The organism is Klebsiella sp. 7-CIP_Kleb., assembly GCF_050378655.1.
GTDB classification, from domain to species: Bacteria; Pseudomonadota; Gammaproteobacteria; order Enterobacterales; family Enterobacteriaceae; genus Klebsiella; species Klebsiella quasipneumoniae.
Map to the genome: position 1 here is coordinate 1124789 of NZ_JBNRLJ010000002.1, position 20098 is coordinate 1144886.

The window sequence follows — 20098 nt, forward strand, 5'->3', positions numbered from 1 at the left end:
GCAGAATAGATTGTTAATATTACCGGGCGCACCTGAATATTATATTCGGGTGCACGCTGAAATTTCCCGGCGGCGCTTCGCTTGCGCGGGCCGACGAAAACCGTTTAACCGGTATATTGCCTGTTTTCAGGCCGGGTAAGGCGCCTGTCGCCACCCGGCAAAATGCGTTCACCGTATCAAAAACCGTGTGGTCGCCAGCCTTATGCCCTTGCCTGCAGGTAATAAGAATATTGCATGAGTAAAAACGAAACGGACGTTGTAAGGTAATTCAGCGCATTAAAAATACCCGTCATACTTCAAGTTGCATGTGCGTTGGCTGTCAGTCACTTACTTCTGTAAGCGCCTGGGGACTCGCTCACTTGCCGCCTTCATGCGACTCGAATTATTTAGGGTATATATCTCGTTATCTATTCAACATAACAGCCAATAATTCGCCGGATAAGCTGGCGCATTATTCCTCAATGTTATGCAGCCATTGATGGTTAAAGATAAATAATCGACCGACGGAGAAATACCCATGAAATCGTTTTCCGGGAAAGCGTCTTTAATGGCCACGCTGGTTGCCGCGCTGGTCGGCGCCAGCAGCGCGCAGGCAGCGGAAATTAAAATCGGGGTGGTATTACCCCTGAGCGGCGCCCTCAGCGGCTATGGCCAGCCGTCGCAGAAAGGTCTGGACATTATTCAGGCCATCACCCCGACGTTAAAAAATGGCGATACCATCAAGCTTATCGTTATCGATGATAAAAGCGACAAAGTCGAAGCGGCCAACGCCATGCAGCGCCTGGTCTCCAGCGATAAAGTGGATGCCGTTATCGGGGAAGTCACCTCCTCCAACACCCTGGCGATGACCAAAATCGCCGACGACAGCAAAACGCCGCTGGTCTCCTCCACCGCCACCAACGACCGGGTCACCCGCAACCATCCCTACGTCAGCCGGGTCTGCTTCTCGGACAGCTTCCAGGGGGTGGTCGGGGCCAATCTGGCCTCCCGCGATCTGAAAGCCAAAACCGCCGCCATCGTGTTTGACAGCAGCAACGATTACTCCGTCGGCCTGGCGAAAGCGTTCCGCACCCAGTTCCTGAAAAACGGCGGCACCATTCCCATCGAGGTCCAGGCCCCGGGCGGCAGCAAGGACTTTAAAGCCCAGCTGGCAAGCGTCAAGGCGAAGAATGTCGACATGATTTACATGCCGATCTACTACACCGAAGGGGCGCTGATTGCCGTGCAGTCTAAACAGCTGGGGCTCAACAAACCGGTGGTGGGCGGCGATGGTCTGGCCGCGGATCAGGTCTTCTTCGATGTCGGTAAAGACGCGGTCAACGGCTATATGACCACCGATTATTACTCGCCGAACGCCAAAGAGCAGACCCCGGCGGGGGAAACCTTCATCAAAGCCTGGGAAGCCAAATACCAGCAGCCAACCCATACCTGGGGCGCAATGGCGGCGGATGCCTATAACGTCATCGTCAACGCCATGAACCAGTGCAGCGATCCCCACGATCGGGTCTGCGTAAATGAAAAAATCCGCGCCACCAAAGATTTCCAGGGCGTGACCGGCACGCTGACCTTACAGAACGGCGATGCCATTCGCAGCGCGGTCATCAACGAAGTGAAAGATGGCAAGCTGGCGTTTCGTACCGTGGTTAACCCTTAAGTTGTGACGAGGCTACAAAATGGACGGCGCCATTTTTCTCCAGCAAGTGGTCAATGGAATGAGTCTTGGGGGCATGTACGCCCTGATTGCCATCGGTTATACGATGGTTTATGGCGTGCTGCGGCTGATCAACTTCGCCCATGCGGACGTGATGATGGTCGGCGCGTTTAGTACGCTGTTTTTATTTTCTTCGGTTGGGCTACCCTTCGGGGTAGCCGTTTTCCTGACCCTCGGGCTGTGCGGCCTGTTTGGTATGCTGATTGACCGGGTTGCCTATCGTCCGCTGCGTCAGGCCTCGAAAATCTCCATGCTGATCACCGCCATCGGCGTCAGCTTCTTCCTCGAAAACCTGTTTAACGTGCTGTTCGGCGGCAGCTCGCGCTTCTTCTCCGCCCCGGACTTTTTCAACCAGACCCGGGCCTTTGGCAGCGTCATCATTACCAACGTGGCGTGGATTGTGCCGCTGATCACCGTCCTGCTGCTGCTGGCGATCCTCTGGCTGCTGTACCGCACCCGCTATGGGATGGCGATCCGCGCGGTGGCCTTTGACGTCAACACCGTGCGCCTGATGGGTATTGACGCCAACCGGATCATCTCCCTGGTCTTCGCCCTCGGCAGTAGCCTCGCGGCGCTCGGCGGCGTGTTCTACTCCATCAGCTACCCGACGATCGATCCCCTGATGGGCGTGCTTATCGGCCTGAAGGCCTTTGCCGCCGCCGTGCTGGGCGGGATCGGCAGCGTCACCGGCGCGGTGCTGGGCGGCTTTATCCTCGGTTTTACCGAAGTGGTCGCCGTGGCGATCTTCCCCGAACTGGGCGGCTATAAAGATGCTTTCGCCTTCCTGTTCTTGATTCTGGTCCTCTTGTTCCGCCCGGTCGGCATTATGGGCGACGAACGTCTGGAAAGGAGCCGTTTCTGATGCTCAACGCGACGACGACCGCCGGGGCGCAGCTGCGCAACCTGGCCATTATTGTCATCTGTATCGCGCTGCTGGCCGGAATCAACGTGGTTTTCAATGACTACATTGTTCGCGTCATCAGCACCATTTTTATCTTTATGATCCTCGCGGTCAGCTACAACCTGATCAACGGCGTGACCGGCCAGCTGTCGCTGGAGCCGAACGGCTTCGTGGCGGTGGGCGCCTACGTCACCGCCCTGCTGATCCTCTCCAGCGACAGCAAGGTAGACATGTTTGAAATGGCCGCCCCCAGCCCGTGGATCCTCAGCCTGCACGCGGGTTTCCTCCCCGCCCTGCTGATAAGCGGCCTGTGCGCGGCGGCGCTGGCGGTGTGCCTCGCCGTACCGGTCTTCCGGGTGCGCGGCGACTACCTGGCCATCGTCACCCTCGGCTTCGGGTTTATCATCAAGATCCTCGCCATTAACAACCCGCAAATCACCAACGGCGCCATCGGGCTGAACGATATTCCGCAGCAGCCGCATCTTCTGTTCTGGTGCGGGCTGTTCGCCCTGCTGGCCACCGGCATGATCCTTCAGCTGGTGTGGTCGAAGTATGGTCGGATGATGAAAGCTATTCGCGACGACGAAGATGCGGCGATCGCCATGGGGGTCAACACCTTCCGCATTAAAACCTGCGCCTTCGCCACCAGCGCCTTCTTCGAAGGGATCGGCGGCGGTCTGCTGGCTTCCCTGCTGACCACCATCTCCCCGGGGCTGTTCGACTTTATGCTCACTTTCCAGCTGCTGATTATTATCGTCCTCGGCGGACTCGGCAGCACCACCGGCGCCCTGCTCGGCACCGTGCTGGTGGTCGGCAGCGGCGAGTGGCTGCGCTTTCTCGACCAGCCGCTGAAGTTCTTCGGTCACGATCTCGGCGCCTATCCGGGCCTGAGAATGGTGGTCTTCTCCCTGCTGCTGCTGATTATCATGCTCTTCGCCCGCGAAGGGCTGCTGGGGAAAAAAGAGATTTGGCAGACCGGAAGAAGGAGCGGCGGCTATGGCGGAAAATAAAATCATCCTGCAGGTGCAGGACGTCACCATGCAGTTTGGCGGCCTGCGGGCCATCGACAACGTCAGCTTCCATGTTGACGAGGCGGAGATCTTTGGCCTTATCGGCCCGAACGGCGCGGGTAAGACCACCCTGTTTAACGTCATCACCGCCAACTATAAGCCCACCAGCGGCAGCGTCACCCTCGCGGGCGCCTCGCTGAAGGGGCTGAAGCCCAACCAGGTGGTGAACGCCGGGATCGCTCGCACCTTCCAGAATATCCGGCTGTTTAACTCTATGACGGTGCTGGAGAATGTGATGGTCGGGCTCGACCGGGCCAGCCGCTATTCGTTGCTGGAGGCGGCCCTGCACATTGGCCGCTACTTTCCGGCCGAGCGGGCGGCGAAGGCCAAAGCGATGGCCATTCTGGAGGATATCGGCATCGCCCACTTCGCCCATATGCAGGCCACGAACCTGAGCTATGGCAACCAGCGCAAAGTGGAGATCGCCCGCGCGCTGGCCACCGCGCCGAAGCTGCTGCTGCTCGATGAGCCGGCTGCCGGGATGAACCCAAAGGAGACCGAGGATCTGGCGGAGCTGATCTTCCGCATGCGCCATGACTATCAGCTCAGCGTCCTGTTAATCGAGCACGATATGCCCTTCGTCAACCGCCTGTGCGAACGGGTGATGGTCCTGGAGTATGGTAAGCCATTGTTCAGCGGCCTGATGGCCGAGGCGATCCAGCATCCGGACGTCATTTCCGCTTATCTGGGAGAAGCCAATTATGCTTAACGCCCGGGAACTGAAGGTTTTTTACGGCGTGATCCAGGGGCTGAAGGGCGTCGATATCGACGTCTATGACCGGGAGATCGTCACCCTGATCGGCAGCAATGGCGCCGGTAAAACCTCCACCCTCAATGGGATCGTCAACCTGGTGCGCTCCAGCGGGCGCGTCAGCTTCCTTAACGACGATATCTCGCGCAGCCAGACCCACCAGATCGTGCGCCGCGGGCTTGCGCTGGTGCCGGAGGGACGCCGGGTCTTTACCAACCTGACCATCGAAGAGAACCTGCGCATGGGCGCTTACAATAATCTCGCCGGCTACACCCGCCTGCGCGATCGCATGTACGCCCTCTTTCCACGGCTCAAGGAGCGGCGCCATCAGATGGCTGGCACCATGAGCGGCGGCGAGCAGCAGATGCTAGCCATCGCCCGGGCGCTGATGAGCGAGCCGGTGTTATTGATGCTGGATGAACCGAGCCTCGGACTGGCGCCGAAAATTGTCGGCGAGCTGTTCGGCATCATTAAGCAACTGCGCGAAGAGAATATGACGGTGCTGCTGGTGGAGCAGAATGCGACGGCCGCGCTGGCGATCGCCGATCGGGCGTATGTCCTGGAGAATGGCCGGATCACCTTGTCAGGCGCGGCGCGGGAGATGCTGACTAATCCGGAAATTAAGCGGATGTATCTGGGGGGATAGGCATGGTCAAAACTGCCTGGGCTGCGGCGGCGCCTCCTGCGAGGCCGCAACCTCAGGCAGTCTCTTGCTACACAAAGCACACCTCGTTCCAGTAGGCTTCTCGCGTCCTGCGTCGCTCAGTATGTCTTATCATGACGGAACCACCGGGTTTCCACGTTGCCAATGTCCACGCCGTAAAGGCTGGCCACCGGCAGGATCGCCTCCATGACGCGTTGGGTATCTTGCTGTCCGGCTTCACCGTTGGACAAAAAAGCCAGCCAGCCCGTTAACCGTTGCCACAATGCCACTTTCGTTTTCTCCTCTGTCGGGAAGCGTATCGCCTGGGTCTATTTCAACCACAGTTGGCCGGGCGCGGGAAATATTAATTCCGAATTTGCAATCCTGGCTGGCGCATATTATCCCCGGTCCTTTTCCCCTCACCCTAACCCTCTCCCTGAGGGAGAGGGAACCGTTCGGCGGTCGTTGTCGCACCGGGAAAACGCCAGCGGCGCATAAAGAATACCCACAGGTTTGTTAAGTTCTTTTTGGTTATAGATAAGAATTTTTTCTTCTTTGCCGCCGATGGGCAATTTATGGGAGCGTGATGTCCACAAAACAAAACAGGGATTCAGGGGAAAAACTATGCGCAACAAAACCACAAAAATCGCACTGGCGCTGGGTATGCTGCTGCTCGCCTCGCAGGCGCAGGCCGACCAGTTGGCTGACATCAAAGCCGCTGGCGTCGTGAAAGTCGCCACCTTTGACGCCAACCCGCCGTTCGGCTCCGTAGACGCCAAAACCCACCATATCGTCGGCTACGACGTCGACTTTGCCCAAGCGCTGGCGAAAGCGCTCGGCGTCAAACTCGAGCTGGTGGCCACTAACCCGGCCAACCGTATTCCGCTGCTGCAGTCCGGCAAAGCCGACCTGATCGTCGCCGACATTACCATCACCCCGGAGCGGGCCCAGGTTATTGATTTCTCAACGCCGTATTTCGTCACCGGCCAGCAGTTCCTCGTGCCGGCCGGTTCTCCGGATAAGCTTGATGAGTACAGCAAAGCGCGCATCGGCGCGGTGAAAGGCACCACCGGCGAACAGGCCCTGCACCAGCGTTTCCCGCAGGCTCGCGTCCTCTCCTATGACGATATTCCGCTGGCCCTGACCGCCCTGCGCAACGGCAACGTCCAGGCCATCACCCAGGACAGCACTATCCTTGCCGGTCTGTTGGCGGAAGCGCCGGATAAAGCCAAGTTTAAAATTCTGCCCGATCTGCTCAGCAAAGAAGAGATTGGCGTGGGCGTGAAGAAAGGCGAACCGGCCCTGCTGAAAGCCGTCAACGATGAGCTGGTGAAGCTGGAGAAAACCGGTGAAGCCGCGAAAATTTACGATGTCTGGTTTGGCCCTGCCACTAAAACGCCGCAGCCGCGCGCCTTTACCATAGAAGCGAAATAATATGTTCTCGGGTTTATTCTCCCACTCCGCGGCCCCGGCCGCGGATTTTTCACGTCTGCAGCGCGCCAGCATAACGTTTCGTGAGGTAGCCAAGCGCTACGGCGATCATCAGGTGCTTAACGCTATCAACCTGCAGGTCGAGCCCGGCGAAGTGGTGGCGATCCTCGGTCCTTCCGGATCGGGAAAATCGACGCTGATCCGCTTGATCAACCAGCTCGAATCCTTAAGCGGCGGCGAGATCCTGATCGACGGTAAACCCACCAGCCGGCTGAGCGGCAGCGCCTTGCGCCAGCTGCGTAGCCGCGTCGGCTTTGTCTTCCAGCAGTTCAACCTTTACGCCCACCTGACGGCGCAGGAGAACATCACGCTGGCGCTGGAGCGCGTCCACGGCTGGGGAAAAAGCGCGGCTCAGGAGCGGGCGCTGGCGCTGCTGCGCCAGGTCGGGCTGGAGGAGAAAGCGCAGCAGATGCCGGCGCAGCTCTCCGGCGGCCAGCAGCAGCGGGTGGCCATCGCCCGCGCTCTGGCCTCCTCGCCGCAGATTATCCTGTTCGACGAGCCCACCTCGGCCCTCGACCCGGAGATGATCGGCGAAGTGCTGCAGGTGATGAAAAACCTCGCCCACAGTGGGATCACCATGCTGGTGGTGACCCACGAGATGCAGTTTGCCCGCGAAATTGCCGACCGGGTGGTGTTTATCGACGGCGGCGACATTCTCGAGGTCGCCCCGCCGGCTGAGTTTTTCGCCCATCCGCAGCATGCCCGCGCGCGGCGTTTTCTGCAGAAGGTGCTGGATCCGCTGCACCAGGAGAGCCTCGAGTGACGCCGATGCTTGACTGGCACGGCGTCCTGAGCGGACAGCCGTTGCAATGGATTATCTCTGGTTTTCTCACCACCGTCTGGGTCAGCGTCGCCGGGATCCTGCTTGCCACTGCGCTGGCGGTCCTGCTGCTGGCCCTGCGTCTCGGCGGCGGCCGCGTGGGGCGCGGGCTGGTGGCCGCGTGGGTCTCGCTGTTTCGCAATACTCCGCTGCTGGTCCAGCTGCTGTTCTGGTACTTTGCCGCCTGGAACCTGCTGCCGCTGGCGGTGAAGGACGTGGTAAACGACGAGCACGCCTGGTCCATTCTGCCGGGCAATGTCTGGTGGCTGACGCCGGAGTTCCTCTGCTCGATGTGGGGGCTGGGGGTCTTTACCTCCGCCTTTCTGGTGGAAGAGATCGCCTCCGGACTGCGCGCCGTCAGCCACGGGCAGCGGGAAGCCGCGCTGTCGCAGGGCTTTACCCCGTGGCAGGAGCTGCGCTTTATCCTCCTGCCGCAGGGACTGGCCAACGCCTGGCAGCCGATTGTCGGCCAGTATCTCAACCTGATGAAACTCTCATCGCTGGCCAGCGGCATCGGCTTTGCGGAACTGACTTATCAGGTGCGGCAGATTGAGAGCTATAACGCGCACGCCCTGGAGGCGTTTGCCGTTGGCACCGCGCTGTATCTGGCGCTGGGGGTGGCGATGGGCGTGGCGCTAACGCGTCTCGGCCCGGGAAGAAAACTGCAACGGAGCGCCCAACATGAACGCTAATCTGGCGGTGATCGCCGATAACCTTGATTACCTGCTGTGGGGCCGGCTGGCGGAGGGCCAGCCCGGCGGCGTGGCCCTGACCCTGCTGATGGCCATCGGCGCCACCCTGCTGGCGCTGCCGGGAGGCATTGCGCTGGCGGGGCTGGCCTGGCGCTACGGCGGGCTGACGCGACGTCTGCTGTTCCTGTGGGCTGAAATTATCCGCGGCATCCCGCTGATATTTGTCATCTTCTGGCTGTGGTATCTGCTGCCGATGCTGACCGGCGGCGATCTGCCCGGCGCGGTGACCGTGACCCTGGCGCTGGCGTGGTTTACCGCCGCCTCGGTGATGCATTCGGTGCTGGCCGGGCTGCAGTCGCTGCCGAAAGGACAGTATGAGGCGGCGCTGACCCAGGGGTTCGCCCCCGGGCAAACGCTGCGCCTGGTGCTGCTCCCGCAGGCGCTGCGCAACGTTCAGCCGTCGCTGGTGGGGATCTTTATCGGCCTGCTGAAGGACACTTCGCTGGCGTTTATCGTCAACGTCCCGGAGCTGACCACCGTGGCCGGCCAGGTCAACAACCGGGTGCAAATCTATCCCCTGGCGATCTTCGTCTTCACCGGCGCGGTGTACTACCTGCTGTGCTGCGGTCTGAGCCTGCTGGCCAGCCGGCGCTTTACCCGCCGCGCGACCGCCGGATAAGGCTCACTCCGCGGGGCGGGGCTTCAGCGGACAGGTATCGCTGATCTTAATAAATTTGTCGTTATAGACCAGATAGTGGTTCCCCGGCTGGCGCAATGCCGGCTGGCGAACCACGTCCCCGGGACGCAGATACCACGCGTCGCCCTCCTCTTCGGTCGAATCGCACCCGGGTTTAATCAGCAGCTTAAACCAGGTATTGCCGGTGTTGCTCACCGTCCCGGCCGCCTTATCGAAAGACCATTTAAACTGTACCTGCCGCGGGCGCACCACCAGGATGGTATCCATCACCACCACTGGCTCCATGCTGACTTCGCCGCCGGTCGGGCTGCGCCTCGTCAGGTTACGGGTGGGAATTTCACGAAACGAGACCCGATAGTAGCGCTCGCGGTTATCCCGCGGCCCATGATAATAAAATTTGAAATATTCGCTCTCCCCGGCCTGCAGCGCCAGCTGGCGGGGGGCGAACAGCAGTTCGCCATCCACCGGCCGGGAGCGCACTTCGCTGCCGCCAGGGCGGTCGATGGCGCTGACAGTGATCCGGTACAGCCGCGCGCTTTTATTGTTATTGACCACCCGTTTGCTGGCGAAATCCGCTTCAGCCGGCAGGGAAAAGGTCAGATTGCCGACCGAGATCGCCTGCGCCAGCGGCGCCGCCAGCAGGCAGCTCAGCGTCAGCAGGGCCTTAGTTAATGTTGCGCCACGTCGCCTGGACATGAATCTCTCCTGAAGCGCTGACTTCGCCAAACCAGCCGTTATCGTCTACCGTCCGCAGCGAAATGGCGTTATCCATCGGAATCGAAAATTTCACCGTGGTCTTATCCATCTGCCCCACTTCGCCGGAGATATCGGTCCACGGCGTGGTCAGCCACAGCGCATCGGTCATATCCCGCCAGCTGTCATCGCACCCGGCGTCGTAGGTCTGCGTCGCGCCGCTGCGGGTGATAAAAGAGAGCGTCGCCGGGAACGGCACTTTCGCCGTACCGTCATCGGAGCTGAAGAGACAGTAGGAGCGCCCACCAATCACCTGCGCCGGTCCGGTCACTTTGATCAGCACTTCGTCGGCGGCCGTTTTACCGCTGGTGGTGACGATGTAGCCGAAATCGAGCGCCGGTTCACCACTGCCGACATACCCCTCCCGCGACGGCGCCGAGGTATATTCGTCAGAGATAATGCTGATGCTGAAATCACGGGGCTTGATAATCAGCGTATTGGAGGTGGAAAACTCATACCAGCCTGACTCCGGCGAGGTGGTGTTCTGGAAGCGAAAGTTGAACAGATCCTTGGTATTGATATCGCTGATCCCGAGATTCACCATCTGCTTAAAGAAGTTGCTGGAGAAGAACACATAGATCGCATCTGAGCTCTTCATCTCGTTGAAGGTGTAGTAATAGGCGGTATTGCTCACCGGCTTCCATGAGCTGCCGTTGAGGCTGAACTGCATATCATACGCCCCGACGGCCGAGGCCAGCGACGAGTTGGCGATCGCCGGGAAAATATGGATCGACGTATTGCTTAACCCATTGGTCTGCAAGGTATAATTGACCATCTTACAGCTTAATCCTGAACGGCTGCCGATAGTCTGTGTCCGGCAGTCGGCGTTCCCTTCCCCAAGGGTTGGCACGCCATCGCTGTTGATAAACACCTCCGCCAGCGAGTGGGTGTTTATCAACCGCAGGTTCGCGGCTTTGGTGTGGGTGACGTTGCGCACATACCAGTTGCCGGAGGCCTGATCCTTACAGCGCGCGCCGCTGCTGGCGTCGTAGTTCACCGAGGTCTGGCAGGCATTGATGGTCATCGTGAAGCTGCCGCCGACCGGCATCTGTTGCAGATACTGATAAAACGCGTCCGACATCATACCGTGCATCCACTTCGCGCCGCCGCTGGTCACCGTCGCGCCATAGAACCCGCTGGCGTCAGTGGTCTGCGGCAGGATCAGGCTGGTGGCCATATCGCACCCGGCGTACCAGTTGATGCAGCGCAGGCCGGTTAAGGGGTGCGAAACCGGCGAGTTTTCCAGCCACATATCAAACTTCCAGTTGGCATTGAGCCCGGTGTTGTAGCCGTTATCGATATAGCCGAGACTCTGCTGATAGATGGTCCCGGAGCCGGTGTATTTTAAGCCGGTCCAGCGGTTGGCGCCGGTCATGCGCGGATCCAGCGCCCCGCCGGGAGTGACGAAAAAGTTGTCGTCGGAGTTGTTTTCCACAAACACAAACTCGCGCGCCGGCGCATCCGACCAGGTGGTCTTGGTCACCGCCGCCCTGAGCGCAGCCGCCGGCCAGAGCAGCGCGAGGATCGCCAGGGCGATTAATGGGTTAACTTTCATTCTCTTCTCCTGTCTGCTGCACCGCCGCCCACGACGAGAGGCCGCTGCAAACCACATCCCCCACCCACACGGCGCCGCGCGCCTGGCTGAGCTCCAGCGCCACTTCGCAGGTTTTATTGCCGCCGTAGCTGAAATCGATCGTGGGGTATTTCTTATCCACATCCATAACAAACTCGCCGTTTTCATCGGTGCGGGTACGGCCGATATGGTTGTTAATCCGCGCATTCGCCAGCAGCGTGCCGTCTTCCGCCCGAATACGACCGGAGACGGTGACCATCTGCTTCACCTCTGGCTCAATCACCGCCACGTTGCCGGGATAGAGAGTCAGATGACTCTTGCGCCCGCTGACGATGTCGTAACTGTCGAGCGAGTTTTTGCTGTTCTGCAGCTCCACCTCATAGCGGCCATAAGGGGAGAGCGGCAGATAGTTACGCTTACCGCTGAGCGGGAAGATCCGCCCGTTGACCCTGGCGCTGATTTGACCATCGTCCTCCAGCCCGGTGTTGAAGATCACCCCGGCGTTGCCGTCGGTTCGTCCGCTGGCGGCGATATTTTTGCCCTGCCAGCCGACGCTGCCGCTGGCGGTGAGGTTGGTGTTGACGTAGCCGTCCGCTGCGCTGTTGACGTTCAGCGTGCCGCTGGCGTAGCGGGCGTCGAACTGGGCATACGCCCCGCCGCTGAGGGTTTTGTCATCCCCGGTATCGCCGGAGATGGCGCGCGACAGATTGGCGCCGATGGTGCGAATGGTGCCTTCATCAAACTGTTTACGCGCTGAGAGGTTAGCCATGGTGTAGCCGTTCTGATGGGTCATCCCGGCGCTGAACCAGTTGCCCAGCGGCAGCGACAGATCGAGGGCGATATATTTCCCGGTGTTGGCGCTGCTGTCGCCATTGTTATAGCGCTGGATCCCCGCCCGCAGGCCGAGCGAGCCAAAGGCGCCGCTGTAGACCGTCTGATAGTAATCCGCGGTGTAGTAATGGCTGTTGTAGCGGCGATCATCGTTGTAGCTCACGCTGAACGTCCCCAGCTTCGACCACAGCGCGTTCAGGTTGAGGGTGCCGCCGATCGCCCGGTTATCGGCATCGCTGCGCCGCAATTGATCGCCAATGTGGGTTCTCTCCTGGTTGACCCACACTGAACTAAAGCCCCCCGGCAACGTGGCGCTGATGCTGCCGACGCTGCTCCACGAGCTGTCGCTGGCCAGCATGTTTTGCAGGTTAACGTTGATCGCCTCGCCCAGCGGCAGCGTCAGGCGAGTTTCTCCCACCGCCTGGTTGTCGTAGCCATAGCCCGTTGCCGCCCAGCTCAGGGTGCTGAGCGACCCGGAGGCCGAGAGGCCCGCCAGCCAGCTCTCTTTCGCCGGTCGGGTCTTTTTTCCGCTCTCCGACCAGCGATCCATATGAAAACTGCCGCCCCATACCTGCCACGCCAGCGGCGCGCCGGCGCCGCGTCCCCGGCTGAACAGCTTATTGACCCGCTGGGTGCGTTTGCTGACCACCCGCCCGTTGACGATCACCTCCACTTCCACGTCGTAAATACCGTACGGCAGGCCGCGGGTATCCACTTCATGGTTGCCCATGGCGAAGTTCTGGACGCTCAGCAACCGGCCGTCGCGGGTGAGATGCACCTCGCCCGCCGCCGGTAAAAAGGCAATCACCGGCGTGGCGGACTGGCTGTTGTCGAAGACGGTGGAGCTGGCCTGGTTCCCCCAGGAAAGGCCGTAAATCTTGCCCGCCGAAATAGCGGTCATCGGTCCCAGAGACTGCAGGTTCCAGGTGTCAAGCATCCCGCCGGCAAAGCGGTGGCCGGCGAAATCGCGTTCATACATGGCTTTATATAATTCACTGTCCTGCTGACCACTGCCGATGCCGTACAGCGAGCCGTCGAGCACCACGTGATGCTCACGCAGCGCCGTGACGTTGTTCAGCGACAGGTAGCTGGAGGTGTTGCTTCCGCCGTTGCGCATCTGGTTGTTATAGACGCCGAGGTTATAGCTCAGGTTGCTGCTCAGGGCGTTGACGCTCGACTGGCCGATGTCTTCGCTGCGCGAGCGCAGCACAGTGCCCAGCGCCTCGCGCTTGACCACCAGCTGCAGCAGCAGCTGGCGCAGGCTGAGATCCAGCTGCGCGCTGTCGGTCAGAGTAATGGTGAGCGCCTCGCTGAACGGGGCGTTGGCGAGGCCGATCAGCTGCTGTCGGGTCTGTTCGCTGACGCTGGCGTTACCCTCATTGTCCTCCAGGCGGATCTGCCGAACGCGCAGCTGGCCGCCATCCAGCCAGATAAAGGCGCTGCCGATCCGCTGATCGTCCCGGGTGTCCTGGCTGCCGGCAAGATGAATATAAAGAGGAACGCTCATGCCGTCCTGCAGCGCCTGGCTGAAGGCCTGCGGAATAATCACCCCGCCAATCTGCTGCGCGCCTGGGGCCGCCGCACTGGCGTCGGGCTGAACGAACAAAAAAAACATGCCGAAGGCAAGCCGCGTTTTCAGTCCTGGGGAAATCCGTTGTAGAGGCATCGTCGTTATCCATCTGCACAGCTGTCTATTTCACGGGAACAAACTGCTCACCCTGCCAAAGCGCAACCCGTCCTTTTTTATCCGCCGTGTCCACGCGCGTAAAACGGCGTGATTTACCCGGCATCAGGTAGTAGTTCTCTTTGCACTCCTTACCGTCGGCGGCCTTCAGGCAGGGGCCGTAGGCGAGGATCCGCAGCGTCGCATTCCCGGTGTTGGTCAGGGAGCCGTTGGCATACTGAAAGCGGTAGTTCACCTGCCGGGGCGCCACCACCAGGATGGTGCCGATGCGAGCGGAAGCGGTGGCCACCGCGCTGCGGGTGGCGTTATCGCGCTGGGCATCGCTGAGCGCCTGGTCGAACCAGACAATGCGGTAGTAGCGCTCTTTGTTATCCGCCGGGCCTTTGTAGAAGAAGCGGATCACATCGCTGGCCTGGGCGGGTAGCAGCAGGCTGGCGGGAGTGAGCAGCACCTCATCCGGTTTATCCATCGGGATAACCTGTCCGTCGTCCAGCGGGGAAGAGAGCCGTTCGAGATGGATATTGATCAGGCGGCCGCTGTCGGTGCTGTTCTTGATCGTTTTGCTCAGTGTGCTGCTGCCGCTGTTCATAAACGATGAGATATCGCCGACATCCAGCGCCTGCGCCGGCGATACTCCGGCAAGCAGCAGCCCGAGGGCCAGAAGGTGCTTTTTCATAACAATTCCGTCCGTGAAAAAAGCAGGGGGAGCCCCCCTGCTGGCGCATCACAAGGATCAGCTGGTCCAGGTGGCGTCGAACTGTACGCTGACGTCGCCGCTCCAGATCCCTTCCGGCAGGGTGCTGTAATCGGTCACTGCGGTGGTACCGTCGGTGGTGCCGCTGATGATCGAGAAGGTGAAACCATCCTGCGCGGTGGTACGGCCGCTGGCGTTGTAGCCGTTAGCCAGCGCGCTGAGGTTGCCGCCCAGAACGTTGTTGGCGGTATCGATCATCACGGTATCACCGGTTTTTTCCACCGCTGCGCCGTTATAATCCACGCCCACGCTCAGCGTGGAGCCGGAGGTATCCAGCTGGGTTAAGGTGTTGGTGATAAGACGCGAGGTCAGCTTAAAGGCGGTCGCCGTTGCGTCACCCTCAATCGCCACGTCAAACAGACCTTTCTGCGAGTTAAAACCTTTCACGCCTTCGGCATACTGGAACGCCAGGCTGCCGAGCGGAGTGACCACCAGCTTGCTGGTGGTGTCTTTTTTGGCGGTCGCAGACCAGGTCGCTACAGCCTGAGCCGTTACGTCAGCAGCCTGCGCCACGCCCATACCGGTAAACGCCGTTACCAGAGCTATTGCCAGAACCTTTTTTTTCATCGCTTTTTCTTCCTGAGTTGAATTAAGGACATGATGTCCCGGTGAACCATTCAAAAATTAACTTGCCTGGGTGTTACTGAACTAATTTGTATATTTTGGAATACAGCTTGGCCTCGGCATTGCGCCGATGGGTATATACTGTCTTCACGCTACAATTTTCAATTCTGGCGATCGATTTCGGCTGCATGCCCTGGGCGGTCATGCGGATAATTTTCATTTCCCGGTCTGTAATTTTATCTTTCTTAATATCTTTACGGAGAAACCTGCCATTAATCACATAGGCCAGCTCTTTTCGAATATCGCGACTCAGGCCAACATATACCACGCCGCGAATATCGCTATTGTAATACCAGTAATTCGCTAAGGCTTCTGACTTCCTGGCCGCAATTAATACGACCTGTTTCCCCTTTACCGCGGATAGCCATTCGCTGTCGCGCCTGATAAACTCGTTTAACGAAGCCGTATTGAGATTGATAAACACGAAATCTTTTCTGATTTTCTCTAGCGACAGATAAATTAATTCGTCGATATCTACAATCAGTTCGGACAATCCTTTATAGAAGTAGGAGTCATCGGCAGACCAAATATACTTATCGGAACAGCTTTTATATTCCATATAGTTTTTAACCTCATAGTCCTTGAAGTAATCATTTTTAAAACGTCACTGCTTGCCAGGCCTATAAAGTTTACTGGCGTATTCGATTCCTTTAGTAAATCGCCATTAAATAAGACACGCATTACTTATCAATATTGAATAAGCGGGGTTAAACTATAATTATTTTCTGCTTGGCGTTGAATTTAAGTTTTTTCCTATGGAGTGTCAACATGCGGGAAGGCAATGAATTTCGCGCCCAGGTCAATATTTACAAAAACTGAAAATATCTCATTTTTGAGCGAAAGAAAAAGGTATTTATTTTCATAAGGTTATTAGCAATATAACCCTCAATTCTTAGCAGAATTTTATATTACCCAGGATCTTCACCCTATTATGTTAGGAATATTCTTAATGAAGGGCAGAATGCAGTTGTCAAATAAACCAAATTTATTCAAAAATAAAGAATATAAGTCTAAAAATCAGCAATAACCAGGATGATTCACCAATGCATAAGACTCATAAATAGATTAACATGCCGCACAAAATAGTTATATATATGTTAATTTTGCGGAATGATGAATGCTAAACAAAGGCAGAAGCATTATCTATTCGATTAAACAGACCTCATTAGCAAGATAAAACGAGTTTTGCCGATGGGTTCCAGCCGCACGGGGACGCCAGCCTCCGCGTTCCCGAAAGCATAGCCGCTTTTCGGCGCTTCGCCAGCGTACCGCGCACGGTGAACCGCTCACCGCCGCCCTTTCCCGCCTGTTCACGGTTTGTTCGCAATACCGTCATCGAAATTTCACATAAAGACCTATTAATAGTGGCCAGTTAATGACGAACCTGGACACTCTTATGAACAGCTCTCTTGCCGCGGTGGCCGAAACTGATTTCCAGCCGTTCACCGAACTCAATGCCGGCCGGCAGCGGAAGGTCTTAAGCGTGCGTAATCTGAGTAAAGCTTATCAAGCCCAGCACAAGGTGCTGGACGGCATCAGCTTTGATCTGCACGCTGGCGAAATGGTTGGCATCATAGGCCGCTCCGGCGCCGGTAAATCGACGCTCCTGCATGTCCTCAACGGCACCCACAGCGCCAGCGGCGGAGAAATTCTTAGCTACCCGGAAGTCGGTACCCCGCACGATGTCTCACAGCTGAAAGGTCGCGCGCTCAATGCCTGGCGCAGCCACTGCGGAATGATTTTTCAGGACTTCTGCCTGGTGCCCCGTCTCGATGTGCTCACCAACGTCCTGCTGGGCCGCCTCAGCCAGACTTCAACCCTGAAATCGCTGTTTAAAATCTTTCCTGAAGCTGACCGGGCGCGCGCCATTGCGCTGCTTGAGTGGATGAACATGCTGCCGCACGCGCTGCAGCGGGCGGAGAACCTCTCCGGCGGGCAGATGCAGCGGGTGGCGATCTGCCGGGCACTGATGCAAAACCCCGGCATCCTGCTGGCCGACGAGCCTGTCGCCTCGCTGGATCCGAAAAACACCCAGCGCATCATGGATGTGTTGCGCGAAATTAGCGAGCAGGGCATCAGCGTAATGGTAAACCTGCATTCGGTAGAGCTGGTGAAGACCTACTGCACCCGGGTTATCGGCGTCGCCAGCGGCCAGCTTATTTTTGACGATCACCCCTCCCGGCTGACGCAGGATGTGCTGCAGCGGCTGTACGGCGATGAAGTTAGCCAATTGCATTAATTTCACTCACACGGGCAACATAATGAAAAAATCTATGACTGGCGCAGTTCGTTTATCCGCAATGGTCGCGGGCATGATGATGGCATGGCAGGCAGCGGCGGCGCAGCCGAAAGAGCTGAATCTGGGCATTCTCGGCGGACAGAACGCCACCCAGCAAATCGGCGATAACCAGTGCGTGAAGGCCTTCCTCGATAAAGAGCTGAACGTGGACACCAAACTGCGCAACTCTTCCGACTATTCCGGGGTGATCCAGGGTCTGCTGGGAGGAAAAGTCGACGTGGTGCTGAGCATGTCTCCCTCCTCTTACGCCTCGGTTTATCTTAATAACCCCAAAGCGGTGGATATCGTCGGTATCGCCGTGGACGACAAAGATCAGTCTCGCGGCTACCACTCGGTGGTGATTGTCAAAGCTGACTCCCCGTATAAAACGCTGGACGATTTAAAAGGCAAAGCCTTCGGCTTCGCCGACCCGGACTCCACTTCCGGGTATCTGATCCCTAACCATGCGTTTAAAGAAAAATTTGGCGGTAACGCCGACAACAAATACAACAACACCTTCTCCAGCGTCACCTTCTCCGGTGGCCACGAGCAGGACATCCTCGGCGTGCTGAATGGCCAGTTCGCGGGCGCGGTCACCTGGGCCTCGATGGTGGGCGATTACAACACCGGCTACACCACCGGCGCGTTCAACCGTCTGATTCGCATGGATCATCCGGATCTGATGAAGCAGATCCGCATTATCTGGCAATCGCCGCTGATCCCGAACGGCCCGATCCTGGTGAGCAATGCGCTGCCAGCGGACTTTAAAGCGAAGGTCGTGGCGGCGGTGAAAAAACTGGATACTGAGGATCACGCCTGCTTTATCAAAGCGATGGGCGGTACTCAGCACATCGGCCCGGGCAGCGTGGCTGACTTCCAGCAGATTATTGATATGAAACGCGAGCTGGTGAGCGCGCGTTAATCCTGCCTCAACGCCGCCTGCTTGCCCCAGGGTAAGCGGCGGCGCTACGTTGAAGATCCCCGACGCATGAAGACGACCCACACCGAATTTGAACGCTATTACCAGCAGGTACGCTCGCGGCAAAAGCGCGATGCCGTCTGCTGGTCGCTGCTGCTGCTGGCGCTCTATTTTGCCGCCGGCAGCGCCGCGGAATTTAATCTGCTGACTATCTGGCACTCGCTGCCCCATTTCTTTGACTATATGGCAGAGACCATTCCGCCCCTGAGCGCCGGTAACCTGTTCGCCGACGTGCAGACCAAAGGCTCGCTGGCCTGGTGGGGCTATCGCCTGCCGATCCAGCTGCCGCTGATCTGGGAAACTCTGCAGCTGGCGCTGGCCTCAACCCTGGTGGCCGTCGCCATTGCCACGGTTTTCGCGTTTCTTGCCGCCAATAACGCCTGGTCCCCGGCGCCGGTGCGCTTTGCCATTCGCGTGCTGGTGGCGTTTTTGCGCACCATGCCCGAGCTGGCGTGGGCGGTGATCTTTGTGATGGCGTTCGGCATCGGCGCGATTCCGGGCTTTCTGGCGCTGATGCTGCATACCGTCGGCAGCCTAACCAAACTGTTCTACGAGGCGGTGGAAAGCGCGCAAAACAAACCGGTACGCGGCCTGGCGGCCTGCGGCGCATCCCCGCTGCAGAAAATTCGCTTCGCCCTGTGGCCTCAGGTGAAACCGCTGTTTCTCTCCTATGGCTTTATGCGGCTTGAAATCAACTTCCGCTCGTCGACCATTCTCGGGCTGGTGGGCGCGGGCGGCATCGGCCAGGAGCTGATGACCAACATCAAGCTCGACCGCTACGATCAGGTGAGCATCACCCTGCTGCTGATCATTCTGGTGGTGTCGGCGCTGGACATGCTGTCCGGTCGTCTGCGCCTGTGGGTACTGGAGGGTAAGAAATGAGCGTCTGGCACATGCAACCGGATCTCGCCGCCAGCCGGCGGCAGCATAAGCAGCTCTATCAGGTCCAGGGGCGCTACCTGCGCTACGTCGGACTGGTGGCGCTGGCCTGCCTGCTCTATTACGTCTGGTTTTTTCTGCAGTTCGGCATCAGCGGCGAACAGCTGACCACCGGCCTACAGCAGATTGGCCGCTATCTGGCGCGGATGTTCGTCTGGCACGACTTCTGGAACTGGCCGTTCGGCTATTACTTCACGCAAATCGGCATCACTCTGGCTATCGTCTTCGCCGGGACGCTCACCGCCACGGTGCTGGCGCTGCTGCTCTCCTTCTTCGCCGCCCGCAACATCATGCGCGGCGTGGTGCTGGGGACCCTCGCCCTGCTGATGCGCCGCCTGTTTGATGTGCTGCGCGGGATCGACATGGCTATCTGGGGGCTGATTTTCGTGCGCGCGGTAGGCCTCGGGCCGCTGGCCGGGGTGCTGGCGATCATCATGCAGGACACCGGCCTGCTGGGACGGCTGTACGCGGAAGGACACGAAGCGGTGGACCGCTCCCCCGGGCGCGGACTGACCGCCGTGGGCGCGAACGGCCTGCAAAAGCATCGCTTTGGCATTTTTACCCAGTCGTTCCCGACCTTCCTCGCATTGAGCCTGTATCAGATTGAATCCAACACCCGCTCCGCGGCGGTGCTGGGCTTCGTCGGCGCCGGCGGTATTGGGCTTATCTATGCCGAGAATATGCGCCTGTGGAACTGGGATGTGGTGATGTTTATCACCCTGCTGCTGGTGGCGGTGGTGATGATCATGGACACCCTCTCCGCCTGGCTGCGCCGTCGCTATATCGGCGGCGCCGTGGTGCCGCTGTATCAGGACGAACGCTAGCGCACCTTTGTGCCGGGTGGCGGCTACGCCTTACCCGGCCTGCGGGGTCCTCTCACTGGCTGACACATCGTAGGCCCGGTAAG

At 58.7% G+C, this 20098-nt stretch carries 21 protein-coding genes; 13 read left to right on the forward strand and 8 right to left on the reverse strand.

Translation table 11 applies throughout. The features are described 5' to 3' along the window. Positions 1-411 precede the first annotated feature (411 nt). Positions 412-555 carry a hypothetical protein gene (locus tag ACQUTI_RS13030; RefSeq protein ID WP_428923279.1) on the reverse strand — a complete coding sequence of 48 codons (144 nt, stop codon included), beginning with the start codon at positions 553-555 and terminating at the stop codon, positions 412-414. On the opposite strand from ACQUTI_RS13030, the gene ACQUTI_RS13035 reads away from it, so the two are divergent. Genes ACQUTI_RS13035 through ACQUTI_RS13055 form a run of 5 tightly spaced genes read left to right on the forward strand, consistent with a single transcriptional unit; the run spans position 548 to position 5079 of the window. Next, positions 548-1654 carry an ABC transporter substrate-binding protein gene (locus ACQUTI_RS13035; protein WP_004147267.1) on the forward strand — a complete coding sequence of 369 codons (1107 nt, stop codon included), beginning with the start codon at positions 548-550 and terminating at the stop codon, positions 1652-1654. The two genes, ACQUTI_RS13030 and ACQUTI_RS13035, sit on opposite strands and share 8 nt — an antisense overlap. Positions 1655-1673: 19 nt before the next feature. Beyond that, positions 1674-2573 (forward strand): branched-chain amino acid ABC transporter permease, encoded by a 900-nt coding sequence (locus tag ACQUTI_RS13040; protein ID WP_002890128.1) that lies wholly within the window; start codon positions 1674-1676, stop codon positions 2571-2573. Further along, entirely contained in the window at positions 2573-3622 is a 1050-nt protein-coding gene (locus ACQUTI_RS13045) for a branched-chain amino acid ABC transporter permease (protein WP_428923280.1), read from the forward strand. Before ACQUTI_RS13040 ends, ACQUTI_RS13045 begins: the two co-directional genes overlap by 1 nt. Continuing rightward, complete coding sequence (locus tag ACQUTI_RS13050; RefSeq protein ID WP_017900983.1) at positions 3609-4391, forward strand: ABC transporter ATP-binding protein; 783 nt, start codon at positions 3609-3611, stop codon at positions 4389-4391. Before ACQUTI_RS13045 ends, ACQUTI_RS13050 begins: the two co-directional genes overlap by 14 nt. Continuing rightward, the gene (locus tag ACQUTI_RS13055) at positions 4384-5079 is read left to right on the forward strand and encodes an ABC transporter ATP-binding protein (RefSeq protein WP_004204908.1); all 696 of its coding nucleotides are present in this window, start codon (positions 4384-4386) and stop codon (positions 5077-5079) included. The genes ACQUTI_RS13050 and ACQUTI_RS13055 overlap by 8 nt, the downstream gene beginning before the upstream one ends. A 116-nt stretch (positions 5080-5195) precedes the next feature. Here the strand turns inward: ACQUTI_RS13055 and ACQUTI_RS13060 are convergent, their stop codons facing one another. Then, positions 5196-5366, reverse strand: coding sequence for a hypothetical protein (locus ACQUTI_RS13060; RefSeq protein ID WP_002890108.1), 171 nt, complete (start codon positions 5364-5366; stop codon positions 5196-5198). A gap of 334 nt (positions 5367-5700) precedes the next feature. On the opposite strand from ACQUTI_RS13060, the gene ACQUTI_RS13065 reads away from it, so the two are divergent. From ACQUTI_RS13065 to ACQUTI_RS13080, 4 genes are read left to right on the forward strand one after another with little or no spacing between them, the layout of a single operon-like run. Beyond that, positions 5701-6510 (forward strand): ABC transporter substrate-binding protein, encoded by an 810-nt coding sequence (locus ACQUTI_RS13065; protein WP_002890106.1) that lies wholly within the window; start codon positions 5701-5703, stop codon positions 6508-6510. 1 nt (position 6511) lies between these two features. Beyond that, positions 6512-7330 (forward strand): amino acid ABC transporter ATP-binding protein, encoded by an 819-nt coding sequence (locus ACQUTI_RS13070; protein ID WP_004204909.1) that lies wholly within the window; start codon positions 6512-6514, stop codon positions 7328-7330. Beyond that, a complete protein-coding gene (locus tag ACQUTI_RS13075) occupies positions 7327-8079 on the forward strand; it encodes an amino acid ABC transporter permease (RefSeq protein WP_017900980.1) in 753 nt (250 codons plus the stop codon). The genes ACQUTI_RS13070 and ACQUTI_RS13075 overlap by 4 nt, the downstream gene beginning before the upstream one ends. Next, the gene (locus ACQUTI_RS13080; protein WP_017900979.1) at positions 8069-8758 is read left to right on the forward strand and encodes an amino acid ABC transporter permease; all 690 of its coding nucleotides are present in this window, start codon (positions 8069-8071) and stop codon (positions 8756-8758) included. The genes ACQUTI_RS13075 and ACQUTI_RS13080 overlap by 11 nt, the downstream gene beginning before the upstream one ends. 3 nt (positions 8759-8761) lie before the next feature. On the opposite strand, the gene ACQUTI_RS13085 is transcribed toward ACQUTI_RS13080, so the two are convergent. The 6 genes from ACQUTI_RS13085 to ecpR form a co-directional block, all read right to left on the reverse strand. Then, on the reverse strand, positions 8762-9472 hold the full coding sequence (locus ACQUTI_RS13085; protein WP_017900978.1) for a fimbria/pilus periplasmic chaperone: 711 nt from the start codon (positions 9470-9472) through the stop codon (positions 8762-8764). Continuing rightward, positions 9441-11084 (reverse strand): fimbrial adhesin EcpD, encoded by a 1644-nt coding sequence (gene ecpD, locus ACQUTI_RS13090; protein WP_004204915.1) that lies wholly within the window; start codon positions 11082-11084, stop codon positions 9441-9443. The genes ACQUTI_RS13085 and ecpD overlap by 32 nt, the downstream gene beginning before the upstream one ends. Beyond that, entirely contained in the window at positions 11074-13599 is a 2526-nt protein-coding gene (locus ACQUTI_RS13095; protein ID WP_043521468.1) for a fimbrial biogenesis outer membrane usher protein, read from the reverse strand. The genes ecpD and ACQUTI_RS13095 overlap by 11 nt, the downstream gene beginning before the upstream one ends. Positions 13600-13624: 25 nt before the next feature. After that, positions 13625-14293 carry a hypothetical protein gene (locus ACQUTI_RS13100; protein ID WP_017900976.1) on the reverse strand — a complete coding sequence of 223 codons (669 nt, stop codon included), beginning with the start codon at positions 14291-14293 and terminating at the stop codon, positions 13625-13627. Between the two features lie 57 nt (positions 14294-14350). After that, positions 14351-14938 carry a common pilus major fimbrillin subunit EcpA gene (ecpA, locus tag ACQUTI_RS13105; RefSeq protein WP_004204919.1) on the reverse strand — a complete coding sequence of 196 codons (588 nt, stop codon included), beginning with the start codon at positions 14936-14938 and terminating at the stop codon, positions 14351-14353. A 73-nt stretch (positions 14939-15011) separates the two neighbouring features. After that, positions 15012-15554 carry an ECP biosynthesis operon DNA-binding transcriptional regulator EcpR gene (ecpR, locus tag ACQUTI_RS13110; protein ID WP_004144585.1) on the reverse strand — a complete coding sequence of 181 codons (543 nt, stop codon included), beginning with the start codon at positions 15552-15554 and terminating at the stop codon, positions 15012-15014. A gap of 837 nt (positions 15555-16391) precedes the next feature. Between ecpR and phnC the strand changes: the two genes are divergently transcribed. The 4 genes from phnC (at position 16392) to phnE (ACQUTI_RS13130) (ending at position 20015) form a co-directional block, all read left to right on the forward strand. After that, complete coding sequence (gene phnC / locus ACQUTI_RS13115; RefSeq protein WP_042939290.1) at positions 16392-17234, forward strand: phosphonate ABC transporter ATP-binding protein; 843 nt, start codon at positions 16392-16394, stop codon at positions 17232-17234. 22 nt (positions 17235-17256) lie between these two features. After that, complete coding sequence (gene phnD, locus ACQUTI_RS13120; protein WP_032426081.1) at positions 17257-18195, forward strand: phosphonate ABC transporter substrate-binding protein; 939 nt, start codon at positions 17257-17259, stop codon at positions 18193-18195. A 66-nt stretch (positions 18196-18261) separates the two neighbouring features. Next, positions 18262-19134 (forward strand): phosphonate ABC transporter, permease protein PhnE, encoded by an 873-nt coding sequence (gene phnE, locus ACQUTI_RS13125; RefSeq protein ID WP_002890001.1) that lies wholly within the window; start codon positions 18262-18264, stop codon positions 19132-19134. Then, positions 19131-20015 (forward strand): phosphonate ABC transporter, permease protein PhnE, encoded by an 885-nt coding sequence (gene phnE / locus ACQUTI_RS13130; RefSeq protein WP_017900973.1) that lies wholly within the window; start codon positions 19131-19133, stop codon positions 20013-20015. The genes phnE (ACQUTI_RS13125) and phnE (ACQUTI_RS13130) overlap by 4 nt, the downstream gene beginning before the upstream one ends. The last annotated feature ends 83 nt before the right edge of the window (positions 20016-20098 follow it).